Origin of the sequence: Scytonema hofmannii PCC 7110 (assembly GCF_000346485.2) — a bacterium.
Lineage (GTDB): Bacteria > Cyanobacteriota > Cyanobacteriia > Cyanobacteriales > Nostocaceae > Scytonema > Scytonema hofmannii.
Genome location: NZ_KQ976354.1, coordinates 5,315,824 through 5,334,363 on the forward strand (window position 1 = coordinate 5,315,824; position 18,540 = coordinate 5,334,363).

The following is an 18,540-nucleotide window of genomic DNA, read 5'->3' on the forward strand; positions in this document are numbered from 1 at the left end:
CATTATTACCAAAACTTCATACAAACCAGCCTCTTCTTATCGCTAATATTAAAATTTTTAGCATTCTAATTTCATATGATTAATTCTCTCCTCAGCGTCAGATATCCCACAAGCAACCAACATGGGTAAAAATCCACTAGTCATTGCCTTGGGGTGAATTTGGGGAAAGCCGGCGAGTTTCCCAACTTAGGGAGTTAGCATATAGCCCCATGTCCAAAGGACATCAGTGCTACACGAAGAGCGAATTATCTTCGTCCAATACTTTTCAAACATATTCTTAAATTGTTCACAAGTCTTCACCGATCGCATTCAGTGTAAATACTGAAATATTCTTTAAAATATTGATAGAAGAGAATAATGAGTTTAGCTCTGACACTACACACTTTATAAGTCTTTTAGGATTTGTAAAATCTTGTCAAGATAAAATAAAAAAAGATAAGTTAAACAAAAGTAAGCTTCTAATGTTTGGAGGACTAGGAATGAATTCGTCTAAGTTAAATCGTAGATTAAACCAATCTCTTGGAATTTTTCTTGGTGTTGCGATCGCTGTCTGGATTTTGAGAGGTTTTGGTGTGATTACTTTTCTTCCGGGAGGAATTATTTGGCTGTTGCTTCTGGGTGCGGTGGCTATGGGTATTCTAAGTTACGTGCAGAAGACTTGGTGGCGATTCTAATTTGAGTTTTTTTAATAACGTCAGAAAAGGAAAAGCTTTATTTTATGGAAAAGGATGTTCGTGATACAAAAATTTTATTTTTTGACGATCGACCAGAACAGCTACACAAGCTATTTGACATCCTTATCCATAAAGGTTACAGAGTTCAAAGAGTTAGTTTTCAACAAGAAGAGGCGCTTCATGAATTACCAGATCTGATTGTGTTAAATATTAACATACCAGAAACAGAAAGTTATACACTCTGCCAACAGTTAAAATCAGATAAGAAAACCCAAAATATTCCAATAATCTTGATGACTCTTATCAAGAAAATTTCTGAAAAATTAAAATATTTGAAATTAGGAATTTTTGATTATCTTACAAAACCAGTTAATGAAGAAGAGATTGTATTACGTATAGAAAATCAAATCAATACTCAAAGATGGCAAAAACAGCTAAAAGAGCAAAATGCTCAACTGAAAAATGAAATACAATCTCGTGAGCATACAGAAGTTGAATTAAGGGAAAGTGCAGAAAGAGAGCGAGCCATATCTCAAGTGATTCAAAGTATGCGGCAATCGTTGGATCTGGGAACCATTTTTGCAGCCACAACACAAGAATTGCGGCAAGTACTTAATTGCGATCGCGTTGTGGTGTACCGTTTTAACCCAGATTGGAGTGGAGAGTTTATCGCGGAGTCGGTGGGCAAAAGCTGGGAGTCTATCATTGAAGAACATAAAAATCACCCCAATCATACTAAAAATACTTTAGAAAACGAACGTTGTATTGTTCAATTATTTAACAGTCAAGATAATCAAGTTTTAGATACTTATATGCAAGAAACACAAGGTTGTGTATATAACCGTGGTACAAGTTTCTTGTGTGTTCCTGATATTTACAAAGCTAATTTTGACACTTGTTACATTAACCTTTTGGAACGCTTTCAAGCCAAAGCTTATATTACCGTTCCTATATTTTGTGGCGAACAACTTTGGGGACTTCTTGCCAGTTATCAAAATTCCCATCCTCGTAACTGGAAAACGGGAGAAATTAATATTGTTGTGCAAATAGGCAATCAGTTAGGAGTTGTACTACAGCAAGCAGAATTACTGGCAAAAACTCAACAACAGTCAACAGCGTTGCAACAAGCTGTTGTCGCGGCTGATGCTGCTAATCATGCCAAAAGTGAATTTCTAGCTAACATGAGTCATGAGTTGCGGACTCCACTCAATGCTATCCTTGGATTTAGCCAATTGATGAGTCGCGATCGTACATTATCTCAAGAAAATCAGCAAAATCTAGACATCATTAATCGTGCGGGAGAACACCTGCTCAACTTAATCAATGACATTCTGGAAATGTCTAAGATCGAAGCAGGTAGGACAACGCTTAACATCAACTCTTTTAACTTACATCACCTGTTAGATAACTTGCAACAAATGCTGCATTTACGTGCAGTTTCAAAAGGTTTAGAACTCGTGTTTGAGTTAGATCCAAACCTTCCCCAGAACGTGAAAACCGATGCCAGTAAGCTGCGTCAAGTGTTGCTCAATCTCTTAGGCAATGCCATCAAGTTTACTAACAGTGGTAGTGTAACGTTACGTGTAAAAATGGGGCATGGCGAATGGGGCATGGAGAATTGGGATGCTTCCAATGCCCAAAGCCCAAGGCCCAATGCCTTATTCTTTGAGGTTCAAGACACTGGGCTTGGAATTGCACCTCATGAAATAGATTTGCTGTTTGAAGCATTTGGGCAAACGGAAACTGGGAGAGAATCACAACAAGGAACGGGGTTGGGGTTAGCCATTTGCCGTAAATACGTGCATCTTATAGGTGGTGAGATTAGCGTTAGCAGTACTTTAGGTGAGGGGAGTACGTTTGCTTTTTACATCCCTATTGAATTGACTAGTCAACGCGAAAATATTATTAGCCCAGTACCAAACCGAGTGATTGGTTTAGCACCCAATCAACCGGAGTACCGTATCTTAGTGGTAGATGATGCGATCGACAGTCGTTTATTATTGGTGAAATTACTGTCAACTATTGGATTTAGCGTCCGCGAAGCAGATAATGGTATACAAGCTATCTTGGAATGGGAATCTTGGCATCCACATATAGTGTTAATGGATATGCGAATGCCAGTTATGGATGGCTATGAAGCAACAAGACAGATTAAGGCAAGGGAAAAGACACTCGCAATTGCTCACTCTCAATCTCCCATGCCCAATGCCCAGTTTCAAACCATCATCATCGCCCTTACGGCTAGTGCTTTCGAGGAACAAAAAACATCTATGATTCAGGCAGGTTGTCATGATTTTATTAAAAAGCCGTTTCGAGAAGAATTGCTACTAGAACAATTAAAACAATATTTGGATCTGCAATACCTTTATGAAGAAGAAAATAACTCTGTAGATGACGCAAATAATAAAGCATCAGAGGACATTGTGTCAACAGAGGATTTGTTTCTTGATTTATCTCAGATGTCTCCTGATTGGTTAAGAGAGTTAAATCTTGCTGCTGCTCAATGTAGTGATGAGTTGATTTTTAACTTGATAGGGTATATTCCTACTGAGTATGCTCAATTAGCATCAGCTTTAACTGATTTAGCGCACAATTTCTACTTTGAAAAAATCATGCAATTGACTGACTTGGCACTATCTGGAGATTTATAAAGAAATCATGATTTATGAAAAAATCTCAGTAGGGTGGGCAATGCCCACCCTACATATATTTCAAAAATCAAATAGGATTGCTATATAATAACTACATAGTAGCTATAGAGGGGTCGCTACCATGTCACGTTTAATACAAATCGTTCAAAATACTTTTATTCGTCTTGAAGCCTTGTTTGGATTTCTTCTGAGAAGTCTCTTTAACTTCTTTAGCAACGTCAAGAATTTTTTTGCTAACCTATTTGGGTTTTCCAATTCTCAATATTTCTTAGAACCTGATACAAAACAGGAGATAAAGCGCAGTATAACCGAGCCATCAAAAATAGAAGAATCCAAACCCGCACAAAAAATTGAAACACAAACCAAGATTCGTCCCCGCAGTCCCAATCCTCAAATGGATTACTTTCTTAACATGGCTCGGGATGTCAAGAAAAGCTAGCAAAAGTTATATTTGAAAGAAATCTCTGAAAACGATGTAGAGACGCGTTACAGCGCGTCTTTACAAAAAAATTGGTTCCTATGCTTCCGAGTGAGCATCTGCTGCTTGTAAAGCCTTTTCAAAGACCATACGATTTTCAGCGTTACGCAGAAAGTAACCATTCATCATGGCAGCAGCGAGAAGCTTTCCAAGGTTGTCGCTGCTCGTTGTGATAGTGACGGTGAAGTGTTCTGAAGGCAGACCTCCCAACATCGAGATAATCGTGCGTTCCATTGCTTGAAGCACTTCGGGAGATGAAGGTTTAGAAAGTTGGGCAATGGTTTCCGGACTCATAGATTGAACGTATTGCCACAACAAGTTACCGTTTGACACTTCACTACCAAAATATTCTGGGTTAGGATCTGACAGATTATTCATGGTAGAAACCTGTGATTTACATAGTTATGTATACTTCTACAAACTAATTTAGCAGTTTCTTGACTATTACTCAGTGAGCCTAACCGAACCCTGAATTGACGGTTCCCTCTACTATTGCCAATGTCACAATTAAAACTTGTTGACACTCACCTGCCGTCCATGCTAGGTGATTCTTAAGACATTGCCGCCTTAATATCCCTATTGCTAGGGTTCCCAGGCTCTCCGCGAAGCGGTACTAGTAGGATTTGCCAAATTTTGACAGTCTCATCCGCACTACCACTAACAATCATTTTGGTTTTGGGACGAAAAACAATAGCCCAAACCGCTTTCTCATGTCCTGTAAGGGTGTTTGATAACTCTCCAGTCTGGACATTCCATAACCTAATAGTTTGGTCATACCCACTGGTGGCAAGAGTTTGTCCATCTGTACTAAAAGCAACGGATAAGATTGCACTATCATGTCCGCTAAAAGTCTGTTGCAGTTTGCCTGTTTGAGGACTCCATAACTTAATTGTTTGGTCTTGACTGACACTCGCAAACGTTTTTCCATCAGGGCTGAAGGCGAGCGCAGATACATATTTCTCATGGGAAGTCAAGATTGTTTTTAACTTACCTGTTGAAAGTTGCCAGATGATAATTTTTCCATTTTCTGTGCCACTTACAAGAAATTTTCCATCAGGGCTGATAGCGATGGTTCTTACAGCTTCTTTCTGGTTCAAGGAGCGAACTACCCTTCCAGTTTCTACATTCCACAATCTGACTGTTTTATCCCAACTGCCACTGATGACAGTTTTTCCATCGGGGCTAAAAGCAACAGATTCGACATCGTCTGAATGTCCTGAGAGAGTGCGAATTGTTTTGCCAGTTTTGAGATTCCATAACTTAATCTGGTTATCCCAACTACCACTAGCAAGGGTAGTACCATCAGAACTAATAGCGAGGGATTCAACTGCATCAGCATGACCAGCGATGGTGAAGAGTAATTTGCCTTTGCCTGCTTGCAAATTCCAAATCTTAATAGTGCCGTCATAACTGCCACTGGCTAAGATTTCTCCATCAGGGCTAATTGCTATTGCATAAATCCAAGCTGCATGACCTTTAAGAGTGATGGACAGATTAGTCGTCAGTGCATATTGAACTGATGAAACACGTATTTTTGCTTTCAAGGGTAATTTTGACCAACCTAAACCCATAACAGCCACTGCTGTCGATATTCCTAACCCTGCTAACACTTTTTTAGAAAACATAGATTGTAAAATCATAATCATCAAGATCGGCAAACATTTCTTTTCGCTGTAGGAACATGGCATTGAGACTACAGCAGGTCATTCCTATGAGTTCAAAGTATCGTGTCCTCAGGTATGGCGTATGGTGAAAGATATGTTACAGCTATAAACTGGGCAGTATAGAAGATAGCTAAACCGTTCCCTCAACTCTATTAAGTAAGTATGTCTGCCATGAAAAGTTTGATTTCTCCTGTTTGGGTAAGTCCCTTGAAGTTACTTGCTGGTGCAGTATTAGCCTTGAATGTTTCTGTTGCAGCATCAGGTGAGGTTTTGGCACAATCAAAATCTCAAATTATCAAACAACAAATACAGACGTTACGACAATCTACTCAGCGTTGGATTCAGGTTAAGCTTTCAGAACAAAAGTTAGTTGCTTGGGAAGGCGGCAAACCTGTTTACGCAATTGTTGTTTCCACAGGTAGAAAATCCACTCCAACTCGCACTGGTGTTTTTAAAATTCAATCTAAGCACAAGTCTACCCGAATGCGGGGTAGCGACTATGATGTTCCCCGTGTCCCACACACTATGTACTATAGTGGAGGCTATGCGATTCATGGAGCATACTGGCATCGAAAATTCGGAACCCCAGTGAGTCACGGTTGTGTCAATTTAGCTCCTAATCATGCTAAATGGTTATTTAACTGGGCATCTATAGGGACACCAGTGGTAGTACAGAAGTAGTAGAGAAAAGAAAGCAACGTAAATCCTAAGTACCTCTCTATGAGGGGTGCTGCCTAACAAAAATTTGCATAAATTGTTACAATTTTAAATGTCTCTTATAAAATATGGATTTCTTCGGAAGTTATCAAGTACAAAAGCTTTCCTTTACTAAATCTTAATTTCAAGTTGTTTTTTCCGTAAAATTACATAATGGTTAGTGGTTAGTGGTTAGTTGTTAGTTGTTGGTTGTTAATGGTTACTATTATGGTTTTGTAGGTTGGATGGATGTCAATATAGATTCAGTTGATGTACTTCTTATATTTGTCCCAACTTTATCAACTGTTCACCACTAACCACTCACTGTAAGGGCGCAAGGCGTTCCGCCCCTACTAACCACTAACTACTAACCACTAACTACTAACCACTAACTACTAACCACTAACTACTAACTACTAACCCCTTTTTAACTTAATTGTGCAACAAGTTGATTTTCTAACAGCGTTTCATTGCTTAATAAATCCTCAACTGTAATCCGTAAAAAGCGCTGCTCGTCAACTAAAAAAAGAATTTTGACGCGATCGCCTCCGGGATGCCCTGGTGGTGTAAGTTGAGCAATAGTTCTTGCACCGTCTTTATCATTGAGAGGTTTGACGCTGCTAGTGGTGCTACCAAGACGGCGAGTAATCAGGCGATCGCCATCAAAATAAACTTCTGTACCACCAATTTCTGCTCCCAATTCACCCATAATCAATTCAATACTGGGTTGATTCTCTACAGAAGCACCCAAAACCAACTCCACTGGCTGCATCATCGGATACGGTTGCCCAGCCTTAATAATAGGATGCCAGTTGTGACGGCGATTACGGCGATCCCAATAGCGGACACCATAACTGTGGTAGAGAAAATCTTTGAGTTCTATACCTTGGGCTAGCTGTAAAGCCCCTTGGGCAATGGCTTCAAAAGGACGTTCGCAACGAATTTTTTCTGGAGCAAAATACTGCTTCACCCATGTTTGGACTGTCGGTAACTGTACTGTACCGCCAACTAACAAAACAGCATTGATATCTGAGACTTCTATTCCTTGACGTCGCGCTTGTTGCAACAAAGAAGTCATCGACTCATCAAGTCGTTCAAAAAAGGAATTTTCTTTAAGAATATTTTCCAAAATCTCGCGGTTGAGTTCTAATTCATAACTCTCAAACGTTTCATCGTTGAAATAAACTTCGCTAGCTTGGGTTTGAGTCGATAGTTGAATCTTTATCTTTTCCGCCAATCTAGTTGTTAAAGGACTAATTGGTATCTCTTGAGTTTTAGCAAAGTAATCAAGCAACCAATTATCAATATCAGTACCACCTAAATTTTGCCCAGCCTTTGCCAAGACGCGAGCCGTTTTTACCTTTTGTTTTGAATCTTCTGCTAAAGACTTATTACCCCACTTCAGTATAAATCCTAAAGGTTTTTGCGTCGCTTGTACGGTTTTATCCAATTGAACTATGGATAAATCTAAGGTTCCACCGCCAAAGTCAATAACCAAAAGAATTTCTTGGTCTGTCATACCATAACCTAAAGCAGCTGCGGTAGGTTCATCTAGCATTCGCACTTGCTCTACAGGAAGAGCTTGGCAGACTTTTCCCAACCAGTGACGGTAGGTTTCAAAGCTATCAACAGGTACAGTTAACACCAAAGAATCTATCCCACCTTGTAAGGACGCCAATTGTTCGATCGCTTGAGAAAGAAACCATTGCCCTACTTGTTCAAAGGTAGTGATTTGCCCATCTAATTCCGGTAAGAATCCCTGAATATCCGCACCGATACCCCGTTTGAAACTACGGAAAAACCGTGGTTCGTTTTTCAGATCGAGACCGCGATCGCGTACCTGTTGACCGACCAAAACTTGCCCCTTTGAAGCATCTTCAACATACACTAAGCTAGGAATCAAAGGGGGGTTGAGACTTTGTTGAATCGATAACCCAGGTAGGTTGAGAGTTTCTGGGCTTTGGGTAACGGGGTTCCAACGAGCAATAACCGTGTTACTGGTACCAAAATCGATTGCTATTGCCATATTTTTTCAATAATCTTATGCCGAGACACAAACTTTGCTAGCTTTTACATAAGATTATTCTCCCACAAGCCACCAAGCACGCAAATGGGCTATTGCTTCTTCCTTACGTTTAGCTTCAACCTCTATCCAAGGTGCTTCACTGTACGCACTTGGCATTGCCGTGATGTACTCACTGTGTTTTCTGTCGCCGAATGCTTCTTCTCCATTGGAAATGTGAACTAACTGCCAATCAGGGTTATCCCAAGTTTCCCGTGCAGCGTAAAACATTTCGGCAACACTTGGATCGTCATAACTCTCTAAATTTTCATGACAAATATGGTGATGGGCATCAAATACCAGTGGAATGTCAGCTTTTTGGCAAACTTCCAAAATTTCACTTGAACTGTAAGCGTTTTCGTCGTTTTCCAAAGTTAAGCGGCTTCTTATGTTTTCTGGCAATTCTGAAATTACCCCCACGAGACGATCTGCACGTTGTGATTTACCACCATGAATATTCATAAGTGACCAAGAAGAACGTGGTAAACCCAGTAAATCTAGCGTGCGAGCGTGACGAGCCAAAATTTTGATACTTGATGCCACTACTTGCGGTGAATCAGAACTCAACACCACATATTGATCTGGATGCAGCACCATTCTAATGCCTACTCTTTCTGCCCTTTGTCCAATTTTGGCTAAATCTGCACTCATACTTTCCAATACAGTTGTACCGACTTCATCTTCTAGATCGCTCATAGGGAATAAGCCAGATGACATACGGTAAAGATGAATTGAGTTTCGCAAGCAGAAAGTTAATGCAAAATCCAAGCGTTGTAGGTTTTCTCGATAAATGACTTTAAGAGCAGTTTCACGCTGGTTCTCTGGAAGTTCTAAGTAGCGCGTTCGCGTTATAGTTCGGTAGCGAACATCTTTGGAAGATGTAATACAAACAAGCCCTAAGCGTGGAGAAGCAGTTGCTGCAATGTCCCCGGTTTTTGGCAACTGCTGTGCATTAGATGAGCGATCGCCTGCAATTCGCGATCGGGATTTTGATTCCTGCACTGCTGACATAGTTTTATATCGCTATTACTCCACTCCTTCCATCTAACTCACTCCTGCCTATGGTTGCTCAGTATCTAAAGACAGAATTAACAGTGACCAGTGACCAGTAAGCAGTGACCAGTGACCAGTGACCAGTAAGCAGTGACCAGTGACAAAGATTACATCGATCTGTATCGTTCTTGACAGAAAATTTTAGAGCGTTAAGTAAATAATTGTTACATTAATTATTAAATGAGTCGTCAAAGTGCATTGTGACCGGGTTTGGCAACTATTGGAAAAAAGTACAGGGGCTAATCTCAGTCGTGAAACATTAAATTGGGTATGTGTACCTTTTGGTAGTGTTGTCAAGTATATTAAATATTTATTAATATAAGAGTAATTTAATGTCAGGAGTCAGTACCCAAAAAATTTAGCATTCGTCCAAGCGTCACACCAAGAAATGCCCAAAATGCCCCACATCAACTGGTGCATCTTCTTAAGCATCAAATTTTTTACCAATGGAACAGAAAATTTATGAATAATCAGCAACCATCAAAAGCCAATCAATTTGTTGGAAATTTTAAGAATGGGATTTGGCTATTTGGTATCTCGTCTTGGCTCTTTGGAATTACCGATCGCAGTATTGCATCGTTTTCGGATGGATATTTATCTGCCTTGGATTTAACGCAACTATTTACTGCTGCTACCTTCTTTGTCGCTTGGCTATTTCTCAAACCGATTTCTAAGGCATAATGAAGAGCATAAATTTTAAAAATCCTCATAAATGTAACACCACAAAAATGTCTTGATTGGCGTTTGCCATATTTGAGCGTTGACATTTAACGAAAGTTAGTTCAATATAATATCTAGTATACTAGATATTAGAAAAATAACTATGCCTACGCAAAAATTCCAACCTAAAGAAGGCGAAGCTTACGACAAAAGTCCAGTTCAATTCAAAGTCAAGAAAGGAGTCAGAGAAAAACTGAAAACCATACCGAATTGGCAGGATATTCTCAGAACGTTTGTCGATGATCTGATCTCAGACGCCCCCAAAAATGACCCATGATGGGTAAAGGTGGGTAAGGATTTGGGGAAATTTCCTACCCTACTTGATTGCGTCAATAATTTCGTCAAAGCGAAAGTCCTTTGTCAGTTGTTGAAGAGTATCGAGCAGAGTTGTGTGTTCTTTTGGAATTTCAGCTATCAACTGGAAAACACGTTCATCACTACCTCCAGAGGCTGCTTCATACAGCTGTTGTATCCATTTATCGGGCATCACAGCTAAATCTTGTTTGATTGTGTTGGTAGAGAGTTTTTGTGATGTTCGACCAATAGGCGCACAATCAAAGTAGATATAGTTTATATCTAAATGTTGGGCAAGTTTATCAAAAATTTCTTCCTCTTGAAATGGCTTGCGGATGAAATTATCACATCCAGCTGATAAAGACAGCGATCGCTCATCATTAAATGTAGTCGCTGTCAGAGCAATAATGACAGTGGCTTGCCCCAAAGGGGTAGCTTTGATGTGTTGAGTTGCTTCATAACCGTTCATGATAGGCATTTGCATATCCATAAAAATCAGGTGCGGTTCCCAACTTTCCCATACCTCTATCCCTTGTTGACCGTTTTCGGCTTCCCGTACCTCAAAACCCAAAGGTTTTAGGAGTGCTAGTAGAAGTTGACGATGTTCCCAATTGTCATCCACAATTAGCAATCGATAAACAGGTTTATTAGGGGTAATGCTCTTCACCCGCTTGTGGAATAATTCAGTTTGTACCTGTGTTATTTGCGGCACTTCAACTTGAATATGGAAAGCAAATACACTTCCCTCTCCCACAACACTCCTAACAGTCATCTCGCCACCCATAAGATTCACGAAAAAGCGGCTGATAGGTAGTCCCAATCCCGTGCCTTCTGCTGTTTTTCTGCCAATGGAAGTCTGTTCAAACGCTTCAAACAGTAAGTTCATTTCTACAGGATCGATACCGGGACCAGTGTCTGTAACTTCAAAATGAAGGTAATAGGGAGTTGGGAATGGGGAATTGGGAGTAGGAGAAGATTCCCCACTCACCACTCCCCACTCACGACTCCCCAGTCTTACACGTAACGTTACACTACCACTTTCTGTAAACTTGATGGCATTACTGAGCAAGTTCAGTAGAATTTGGCGCAATTTGCTTTCATCCGTACTAATGTACTGTGGTACTGATGATGCACAATCAAAAGTTAATGTCAGTTGCTTGGATGCAGCTTTGAGGTGCAGCATTTCTTCTAAGTTATCGATGAGGCGATAGAGATCGAAAGAACTAATGCTGAGCTTAACTCTCCCTGCTTCAATTTTCGACATCTCTAAAACATCATTGATTAATTCCAGCAAGTGTTGACCGCTACGATTAATAATATTGATATACTCCCTATACTCTGGAGAGAAAGAGGTATCTCGGTGCATGATTTGGGTAAAACCCAATATACTGTTGAGAGGGGTGCGTAGTTCGTGACTCATAGAAGCCAAAAACCGACTTTTGGCACGATTCGCCGCCTCAGCAGTTTCTTTAGCTTTTTGCAATTCCACTTCCACCCGTTGGCGTTCCGCTATTTCATTTTTCACTCCCTCAAATTGAGCAGCGCTAGGAATTGCCAAAACTTGTGGCACTAGTTGGACTAGCATAACAGCCGTGTACAGGGAAACCAGGGCTGTAATTGCTTTAGTGAAGCCAGATAACCAGTAGTTGGGATGCCAAAGTGTCCAAATTTCAAAAATGTGGGTTGTACCACATAAAACAATAAAAGCTCCAAACAAGAGGAAAATCCAGTTGTAAGGAATGTCGCGCCTCTTTTCAACAATGTAAGTTAACGTGAAAGGGATAGAGTAATAAGCTATTGCAGTCAGAGCATCTGAAATAATGTGCAATCCCACTAACTCTGGCTGCCAAAGATAGCAGTGTCCGTGGGGAATAAAAATTGACGCAAGTACCATAGCAATAATTTTTCAACAATTGTTATCAGTAATCTTAAGAAATCATTAATCTCTTTAAATGAGTTTGACATCTCCCCCGGTGAAACACGGGGGATTCTACATGGATGTTGCTCCGTGGTCTAAAGACACACAAAGCCCCGTTGTGCGAAATGTTTTCTTTAGATCGCGGAATAAGTCATACCGATGCGGCAGTGTCAAAACTGCACTACCCAGCTTGACTAGACTTACGCCTAGCTGTCTGGCTACTTTTGCGAGGATATTAGCGGCTCCATTGCAATCCGCGTTGACAAGTACTCCGTTTTTGGTTTTGTAAGTTCCTCGTGTAATACGAGTTCCAGACGTTTTATATCCTTCGGGTTTTTCACCAAATTTCGGTAATAAATCGCCATCCAAAAACGATGCGCGGGAAGTGTACGCCTCTTCCGTAACAGTCAAAACAATCCCGTATTCTGGACAAAGTTGTTTAAGACGTTCAATAAGTCTACCAGTTGGAATTACCACAAAATTTTGGTTCCCACGTTTTCCCATGTCGGAACCATTTTTCTGTCCTTCATTCCAACCAATAACAAGGTTGCCAACACGATCGAGTTGACAGCGATTAACAATGAATCTTGCTGCTTTATTGATGGCATCTCGCATCTGGTTATTACGTTTGCGCTGCACTCTGTCAAGATTGGAGTCCCAATAAAAATCAGACTTACCCTGCTTGTATTTGGCGACTAGGCGACAATAACCTTGATTCATTGATTTCAGCTTGCGACCATCAATAATTAGACTTCTACCCAATGTCGAAACACCTGTTAACCAATTAGTTCCACCGTGGTCAAACGACCAAGCTTGTGTGTAATCAAGATTTGGATTAAGTTCAATTGGTTCTTTTCCATCATCAATAACCCAATCAATCCACAATTCCCCGTAATATGGGCGAATTGTCACTTCTTTTACCCAATCCAAATCAATAAAATCAGGTAGATGTAATTTGATTTCAGTTAACATCTGTGGCTTGGTTTCTTTGCTGATTGATGGGTAAAAATTACCATCTCTATAATTGAGTGCTTGACGTGGGAATGTGACTGCCGCCAATCCCCCTTTCTTTCGATATTTGGGTAAAGAAGGTTTGTCAACCTCTCCTTTGTAATATGCATTGACCAGTCCATTGTAAGAAGCAATGGACTCACCCACAGATTTCAGCGTTTGCTGAGATGCTTGTGCAGCAAGAGCCTTGTAATGCGGATTATCCTTAAGAACTTTGTCAAGTTCTGGATAAGTCGTAAAACATTTGTACGTCTTCCAACCATGGCGCAATTCATCACCACGCCAGTAGGTTGTAAAAGCGCTGCCAGACTCTTCCAGTCTTACGTAATGAGCTTGCTTTGTGTGATAAATTGCACAATTAATCAAACTGTTGGCGTGTTCGCATTGATCAATCCAAAATGCCTGTTCAATGTCTGTAAATCTTGCTTTGACTGGAATTGTTCTATACAACTTGTCATTACCTCCTGTTGTTTATTATATTAGTTACTACATACTACGTCATGAGGGTCTTACACGTAGAAAAAGGGAATCCTTCCAAGGCTTACAATCTCAACTACAGCATAGATGAAGCTCCATCACAGATTGCGCTCCGAGCTGAAAGGTAGGGCATCACATCACCTGAGAAAAGAATTTCCAGACTTGAAAAAACTACCTGCTTTGTGGACTCCGACCTACTTTGTAGCATCAACCGGGAAGGTAGGTACTGAGGTAGTTAAAAAGTATATTGAAAACCAAAAAGGAAAATAAGAGATACACCGGGTTAAAACCCGTCGAGTCGCGTTTCATCCCCTCGCTAAAGCGTAGGGGTTCTCACGCTCCCGCGCTACTTTGATAGTAAATCTCTCGTTAAAATGACATCAAGTACTACCTTTTACCAAGTTCAACCCAGAGAAACGCCAAAAAATTAGATTGATTTAACAAATTTCACGAAATTTCCCATGCGGCAGGGTAGTTTATTAATATTGAAGTTGGCATAATAAACTGCGTACACCAGGACGAGGGCATGAAAATTTCTTACCCCTACTCCCGTACAGACTAAGCATGGCTAGTCTCTACAACTCCCTACTCCCCACTCCCTATTTAGTTGAGGTAAAATGAGGCACGAAAAACTATCTCCAGGACTGCTGATAGCATTTGAAGATTATCAACGGGAAGGACAAGAAGCTTTAACTCCACAGATACGAACGCTGAGCATCGTTCCCCCCAGAAACACCCTCAAGCCAACCCGCAGCGTGGTTTTTCTTTACTGTGACGAACAAGCAGATTTAAGCTCTCTATCAGAATACGGCATTGAAGTCAACCAAAATAGAGGAAGTGTTCGCACCGCTTTTTTACCTATAGATAGTTTAGATGCGCTATCTGAAGAGCCTGCCATCCAACGCATTAAGCCCTCACGCAAACTTAAACTGCGGATGGATATTGCCAAGAACGCTGTACGAGTGCCAGAGTTTATTAAGAAAAACAGCAATCTCACTGGTAAGGGAGTTATTATTGGTGTGATAGACACTGGGATCGATCCAAAACACCCTGCTTTTGAAGGGCGTATTTTACGGATTTGGGACCAGGTATTGTCTGGACCTGGAGTTGCTGAAGGTAAATATGGGGCGGAGTTAACTGGTTCGCTGCTAACCGTTTCTCAAGATACCAACGGTCATGGAACTCACGTTGCTGGTATCGCCGCCGGTAATGATGTTACCTATGGAGGGATAGCGCCACAGGCTGAATTAGTGATTGTGAGAAGCGATTTAGATGAAGGTCACATTGCTGATGGGATTCGATACATTTTCCGAGTCGCCCAGGAAATGGGGCGTCCGGCAGTTATTAATTTAAGCCTGGGTGGGCATTATGATGCTCATGATGGCACTGATTCATTATCAAAAATTATTGATACTGAAAGCGGTCCTGGGCGAATTGTTTGTTGTGCAGCAGGCAATGAAGGGAACGACAACATTCACGGTCAAGCGATCGTACCTGCAGGTAAAAAGCACACCATGCGCTTTAACGTTCCATTCAATCAGACAAACATAGCACTATTAACTGGTTGGTACTCCAGCGCGGGTCAATTAGAGGTTTCCGTGCGTAGCCCCAATGGTTTTGTGACTCCTTTCCAATCCATTATTACTGAAGGCAATTACACCCAAGAACACACTCTTAAAGATGCACGGGTACAAATAGCGACACCGGGACCAGATCCATTTAACGGTGACTACAATATAGTCGTACAAATTCGGGGTTCCGGCAAAGGCAATTTTAGTCAGCCCGTACCGGGAGGTAATTGGCAGTTACGATTGCATAACACTTCAGCCAAAGATGTGCGGGTAGACGTTTGGACTTTGGATGGTTCGGTGTTGTTTACGGGCAGCAGTGTTGCAGATTCTGTAAAAATTGGTTCTCCTGGTTGCGCTAGTAGTGCAATTACAATAGCTTCCTATACAACCAAAGCCAATTATATTGATATTGATAACCAATTACAAGAAATGGGCTTTTATTTAAATGATATTTCTGATTTTAGCAGTGAAGGACCACTGCGGAATGATGCCCAAAAACCTGATATTGCTGCACCCGGAGCAATGATTGTTTCTGCCCTTTCTTCCAGTGCTAACTGCGATCGCACTAGCATAATTAACACCAAGTTTGTAGCAATGATGGGTACAAGTATGGCAGCGCCCTTTGTCACTGGTATTGTGGCACTGCTTTTACAACGTGACCCTCACCTAGACCCAACTGCCATTAAAGATATATTGCGAAAAAATAGCTCAATTCCAGGGAAACCTGCTGGAACCTTTGATAACAAATGGGGCTTTGGATTGATTAACGTAGAAAATCTTTAATTTTTGTACGGCGAATGGTAGAAACAACTACCATCAAAGTCTGATAGCTTGGAATCAGCAAAGTTTTTAGTTTAAGGGTGAGGTCGTTATGGATTATCAAAAGTTAGATACCGCCCTGACAATGAGGCTTAACGAAGTTGAAGACCCACAAAAGCAAAGTCTGAACGTCTTCATTCACACAAATGCAGCCGCAGACGCTGCTGATGCATCTGATATGTTAAAAAACTTGGGCGTACCCGATGCGGCTTCAGGAAAAGATGTATTTACAGCCAACTTATCCCCAAATGCTATTTCCCAGTTGTCGGAACAGCCTTGGGTACAGTACATAAAGCTGTCCCAGAACCTGAATTTGTTGAATCAAAAAACTCCAGGTGGTATTAGATTAGCCTAGCCGCCAGTCCCTGGTTTTTAACCTCTAACAAAAGAAATAGTTCATAATTCTGTCAGAAGCAATACAACAATCTACCTTCACCCCCTTATCAGCTGCTACAGACAGTCCTAAACTGAAGATGTGAGTTGAAGGCAGTCGTCGGGAGAAATTAGCGTGAAAAGTGTTTTAGCTATCATTCTTGGGGGGGGTGCAGGTACCCGCCTTTATCCTCTGACTAAGTTACGTGCAAAACCAGCTGTACCTGTTGCAGGGAAATATCGACTCATCGATATCCCTGTTAGTAATTGTATAAACTCCGAGATCTTCAAAATTTACGTTCTGACACAATTCAACTCAGCTTCTTTGAACCGTCATATTGCCCGTACTTACAACTTTGCTGGCTTTAATGAAGGTTTTGTGGAAGTTCTAGCCGCACAGCAAACACCCGAAAACCTCAGCTGGTTCCAAGGTACAGCTGATGCAGTTCGGCAATACCTGTGGTTGATGGAAGAATGGGACGTAGAAGACTATCTCATCCTTTCTGGAGATCACTTGTATCGGATGGATTACCGTCAATTTGTTCAGCGTCACAGAGACACGGGAGCTGATATTACATTGTCGGTGCTACCCATTGATGACCGTCGCGCTTCTGATTTTGGTTTGGTTAAAATTGATGAATCCGGTAGGATCGTCAACTTTAGCGAAAAACCCAAAGGCGAAGCCAAAGCTGAAATGCGTGTTGATACAACTGTGCTGGGGTTGACTCCAGAACAAGCTCAAGAACAGCCCTATATTGCTTCAATGGGCATTTATGTTTTTAAAAAAGATGCTTTGATTAAATTGTTGAAAGAGTCCTCAGAAAGGACAGATTTTGGAAAAGAAATTATTCCAGCCGCAGCTATCGACCATAACATTCAAGCTTATTTATTTGAGGGTTACTGGGAAGATATTGGAACTATTGAAGCATTCTACCATGCCAATTTGGCCCTGACTCAGCAACCCATGCCACCCTTTAGTTTCTACGACGAACACGCGCCAATTTATACTCGTGCTCGTTACTTACCACCCACTAAAATGTTAGACTGCCAAGTGGTAGAATCCATGATTGGTGAGGGATGTATTCTCAAGAGTTGCCGAATTGAACACTCGGTTTTGGGTGTGCGCTCGCGTATTGAGGCTGGGTGTGTGATTCAAGATACCCTGATTATGGGAGCTGATTTTTATCAACCTTTTGCCGAACGCCAATCAGATTGCGAACGAATTCCAGTTCCTGTGGGAATAGGTCCTAATACGACAATTCGTCGTGCCATTATTGATAAAAATGCTCGGATTGGTTGCGATGTTCATATCGTCAACAAGGATAATGTCCAAGAATCTGAGAAAGAAAGTCAAGGCTTTTACATTCGTAGCGGTATCACTGTAGTGCTGAAGAATGCCGTTATTCCTGATGGAACAGTGATTTAAAATTTTGGATTTTAGATTTTAGATTTTGGATTAGAATCTAAAATCCAAAATCCAAAATCTAAAATTTCTATGCCTAAACTATTGTTACTTATAGGTCTTCCTGGTAGTGGCAAATCAACTTTAGCGAAGCACTTGCTAGTAGATTGTCCCCAGATGCAAATCATTTCTACCGATACCATCCGGGGGCAATTATTTGGTGGCGAAGCAGTTCAAGGACCGTGGCTGGTTCTCTGGCGTGAGGTTTTGCGGCAATTCCGGCAAACAGTAGTAACGGATAATACAACAATCTATGATGCTACTAATGCTAAGCGACGCCAGCGAAGAGAAGTTATTACTTCAGCCCGTGAAATAGGGTTTACTCATATCACTGGGATTTGGGTAGATACTCCGGTTTGGTTATGTTTGGCACGCAACAAGAAACGTCAGCGTCAAGTTCCAGAAGAAGTGATATTTCGCATGCACCGTCAACTCCGCGACGCACCACCAAGTTTGGAAGAAGGACTCAATTATTTACTGAGATTTTCACTTTGAATCTCTGGAGTACGGGAATTTCGCTGGTTCTAAGAGCAAAAACCGCACTTGATTTTCTTTAATCTTTGTTAAGTTAAAATCAGAATCTATAAGAGGTCTAAGATTAGTGATGCGGAAGCCGCC

The 18,540-nt window shown here is 41.0% G+C and carries 14 protein-coding genes and 4 pseudogenes; 12 read left to right on the forward strand and 6 right to left on the reverse strand.

The genetic code is table 11. The annotated features are described in order from the left end of the window. Positions 1–479: 479 nt before the first annotated feature. From WA1_RS22060 to WA1_RS22070, 4 genes and pseudogenes are all read left to right on the forward strand, one after another. Positions 480–674 (forward strand): hypothetical protein, encoded by a 195-nt coding sequence (locus WA1_RS22060; RefSeq protein WP_026134777.1) that lies wholly within the window; start codon positions 480–482, stop codon positions 672–674. 44 nt (positions 675–718) lie between these two features. Continuing rightward, positions 719–1,060 (forward strand): annotated as a pseudogene (locus tag WA1_RS61780) (response regulator); the annotation flags it as partial. Positions 1,061–1,138: 78 nt separating this feature from the next. Beyond that, positions 1,139–3,325: pseudogene (locus WA1_RS22065) on the forward strand (GAF domain-containing hybrid sensor histidine kinase/response regulator); the annotation flags it as partial. A 121-nt stretch (positions 3,326–3,446) separates the two neighbouring features. After that, positions 3,447–3,764, forward strand: coding sequence for a hypothetical protein (locus tag WA1_RS22070; protein WP_017744518.1), 318 nt, complete (start codon positions 3,447–3,449; stop codon positions 3,762–3,764). 78 nt (positions 3,765–3,842) lie between these two features. On the opposite strand, the gene WA1_RS22075 is transcribed toward WA1_RS22070, so the two are convergent. Together WA1_RS22075 and WA1_RS22080 are read right to left on the reverse strand one after the other, a co-directional pair. Continuing rightward, positions 3,843–4,181 (reverse strand): DUF760 domain-containing protein, encoded by a 339-nt coding sequence (locus WA1_RS22075; RefSeq protein WP_017744517.1) that lies wholly within the window; start codon positions 4,179–4,181, stop codon positions 3,843–3,845. 173 nt (positions 4,182–4,354) lie between these two features. Then, positions 4,355–5,428 (reverse strand): WD40 repeat domain-containing protein, encoded by a 1,074-nt coding sequence (locus WA1_RS22080; RefSeq protein ID WP_051077061.1) that lies wholly within the window; start codon positions 5,426–5,428, stop codon positions 4,355–4,357. A gap of 210 nt (positions 5,429–5,638) precedes the next feature. On the opposite strand from WA1_RS22080, the gene WA1_RS22085 reads away from it, so the two are divergent. Continuing rightward, positions 5,639–6,148: a L,D-transpeptidase gene (locus WA1_RS22085; RefSeq protein ID WP_026134776.1), complete on the forward strand. Its 510-nt coding sequence runs from the start codon at positions 5,639–5,641 to the stop codon at positions 6,146–6,148. 442 nt (positions 6,149–6,590) lie between these two features. On the opposite strand, the gene WA1_RS22090 is transcribed toward WA1_RS22085, so the two are convergent. Both WA1_RS22090 and uvsE read right to left on the reverse strand, forming a co-directional pair. Continuing rightward, the gene (locus WA1_RS22090) at positions 6,591–8,189 is read right to left on the reverse strand and encodes an Hsp70 family protein (RefSeq protein WP_017744514.1); all 1,599 of its coding nucleotides are present in this window, start codon (positions 8,187–8,189) and stop codon (positions 6,591–6,593) included. A gap of 54 nt (positions 8,190–8,243) precedes the next feature. Next, positions 8,244–9,236 (reverse strand): UV DNA damage repair endonuclease UvsE, encoded by a 993-nt coding sequence (gene uvsE / locus WA1_RS22095; protein ID WP_017744513.1) that lies wholly within the window; start codon positions 9,234–9,236, stop codon positions 8,244–8,246. Between the two features lie 504 nt (positions 9,237–9,740). Between uvsE and WA1_RS22100 the strand changes: the two genes are divergently transcribed. Continuing rightward, positions 9,741–9,959, forward strand: coding sequence for a hypothetical protein (locus WA1_RS22100; protein ID WP_017744512.1), 219 nt, complete (start codon positions 9,741–9,743; stop codon positions 9,957–9,959). A gap of 142 nt (positions 9,960–10,101) precedes the next feature. Next, on the forward strand, positions 10,102–10,275 hold the full coding sequence (locus WA1_RS58185) for a hypothetical protein (RefSeq protein ID WP_017744511.1): 174 nt from the start codon (positions 10,102–10,104) through the stop codon (positions 10,273–10,275). Between the two features lie 39 nt (positions 10,276–10,314). On the opposite strand, the gene WA1_RS22105 is transcribed toward WA1_RS58185, so the two are convergent. Both WA1_RS22105 and WA1_RS22110 read right to left on the reverse strand, forming a co-directional pair. Then, positions 10,315–12,186, reverse strand: a complete 1,872-nt coding sequence (locus WA1_RS22105) for an ATP-binding protein (RefSeq protein WP_017744510.1) — start codon at positions 12,184–12,186, stop codon at positions 10,315–10,317. Positions 12,187–12,282: 96 nt separating this feature from the next. Further along, entirely contained in the window at positions 12,283–13,671 is a 1,389-nt protein-coding gene (locus WA1_RS22110) for an RNA-guided endonuclease InsQ/TnpB family protein (RefSeq protein ID WP_017744509.1), read from the reverse strand. Positions 13,672–13,815: 144 nt separating this feature from the next. Here WA1_RS22110 and WA1_RS22115 point away from each other — a divergent pair. From WA1_RS22115 to WA1_RS22135, 5 genes and pseudogenes are all read left to right on the forward strand, one after another. Further along, positions 13,816–13,968 (forward strand): annotated as a pseudogene (locus tag WA1_RS22115) (IS200/IS605 family transposase); the annotation flags it as partial. Between the two features lie 347 nt (positions 13,969–14,315). Then, positions 14,316–16,052 (forward strand): S8 family peptidase, encoded by a 1,737-nt coding sequence (locus WA1_RS22120; protein ID WP_017744507.1) that lies wholly within the window; start codon positions 14,316–14,318, stop codon positions 16,050–16,052. A gap of 88 nt (positions 16,053–16,140) precedes the next feature. Then, positions 16,141–16,443, forward strand: a complete 303-nt coding sequence (locus tag WA1_RS22125; protein WP_017744506.1) for a hypothetical protein — start codon at positions 16,141–16,143, stop codon at positions 16,441–16,443. Between the two features lie 153 nt (positions 16,444–16,596). Then, a complete protein-coding gene (locus WA1_RS22130; protein WP_017744505.1) occupies positions 16,597–17,886 on the forward strand; it encodes a glucose-1-phosphate adenylyltransferase in 1,290 nt (429 codons plus the stop codon). A 69-nt stretch (positions 17,887–17,955) separates the two neighbouring features. Next, positions 17,956–18,469 (forward strand): annotated as a pseudogene (locus WA1_RS22135) (AAA family ATPase). Positions 18,470–18,540 lie beyond the last annotated feature (71 nt).

Excerpts from the sequence above, each read along its gene's own strand:
- WA1_RS22060 (WP_026134777.1), top strand. The coding sequence starts at position 480 with ATGAATTCGTCTAAGTTAAATCGTAGATTAAACCAATCTCTTGGAATT.
- WA1_RS22070 (WP_017744518.1), top strand. The coding sequence starts at position 3,447 with ATGTCACGTTTAATACAAATCGTTCAAAATACTTTTATTCGTCTTGAA.
- WA1_RS22075 (WP_017744517.1), bottom strand. The coding sequence starts at position 4,181 with ATGAATAATCTGTCAGATCCTAACCCAGAATATTTTGGTAGTGAAGTG.
- WA1_RS22080 (WP_051077061.1), bottom strand. The coding sequence starts at position 5,428 with ATGTTTTCTAAAAAAGTGTTAGCAGGGTTAGGAATATCGACAGCAGTG.
- WA1_RS22085 (WP_026134776.1), top strand. The coding sequence starts at position 5,639 with ATGAAAAGTTTGATTTCTCCTGTTTGGGTAAGTCCCTTGAAGTTACTT.
- WA1_RS22090 (WP_017744514.1), bottom strand. The coding sequence starts at position 8,189 with ATGGCAATAGCAATCGATTTTGGTACCAGTAACACGGTTATTGCTCGT.
- uvsE (WP_017744513.1), bottom strand. The coding sequence starts at position 9,236 with ATGTCAGCAGTGCAGGAATCAAAATCCCGATCGCGAATTGCAGGCGAT.
- WA1_RS22100 (WP_017744512.1), top strand. The coding sequence starts at position 9,741 with ATGAATAATCAGCAACCATCAAAAGCCAATCAATTTGTTGGAAATTTT.
- WA1_RS58185 (WP_017744511.1), top strand. The coding sequence starts at position 10,102 with ATGCCTACGCAAAAATTCCAACCTAAAGAAGGCGAAGCTTACGACAAA.
- WA1_RS22105 (WP_017744510.1), bottom strand. The coding sequence starts at position 12,186 with ATGGTACTTGCGTCAATTTTTATTCCCCACGGACACTGCTATCTTTGG.
- WA1_RS22120 (WP_017744507.1), top strand. The coding sequence starts at position 14,316 with ATGAGGCACGAAAAACTATCTCCAGGACTGCTGATAGCATTTGAAGAT.
- WA1_RS22125 (WP_017744506.1), top strand. The coding sequence starts at position 16,141 with ATGGATTATCAAAAGTTAGATACCGCCCTGACAATGAGGCTTAACGAA.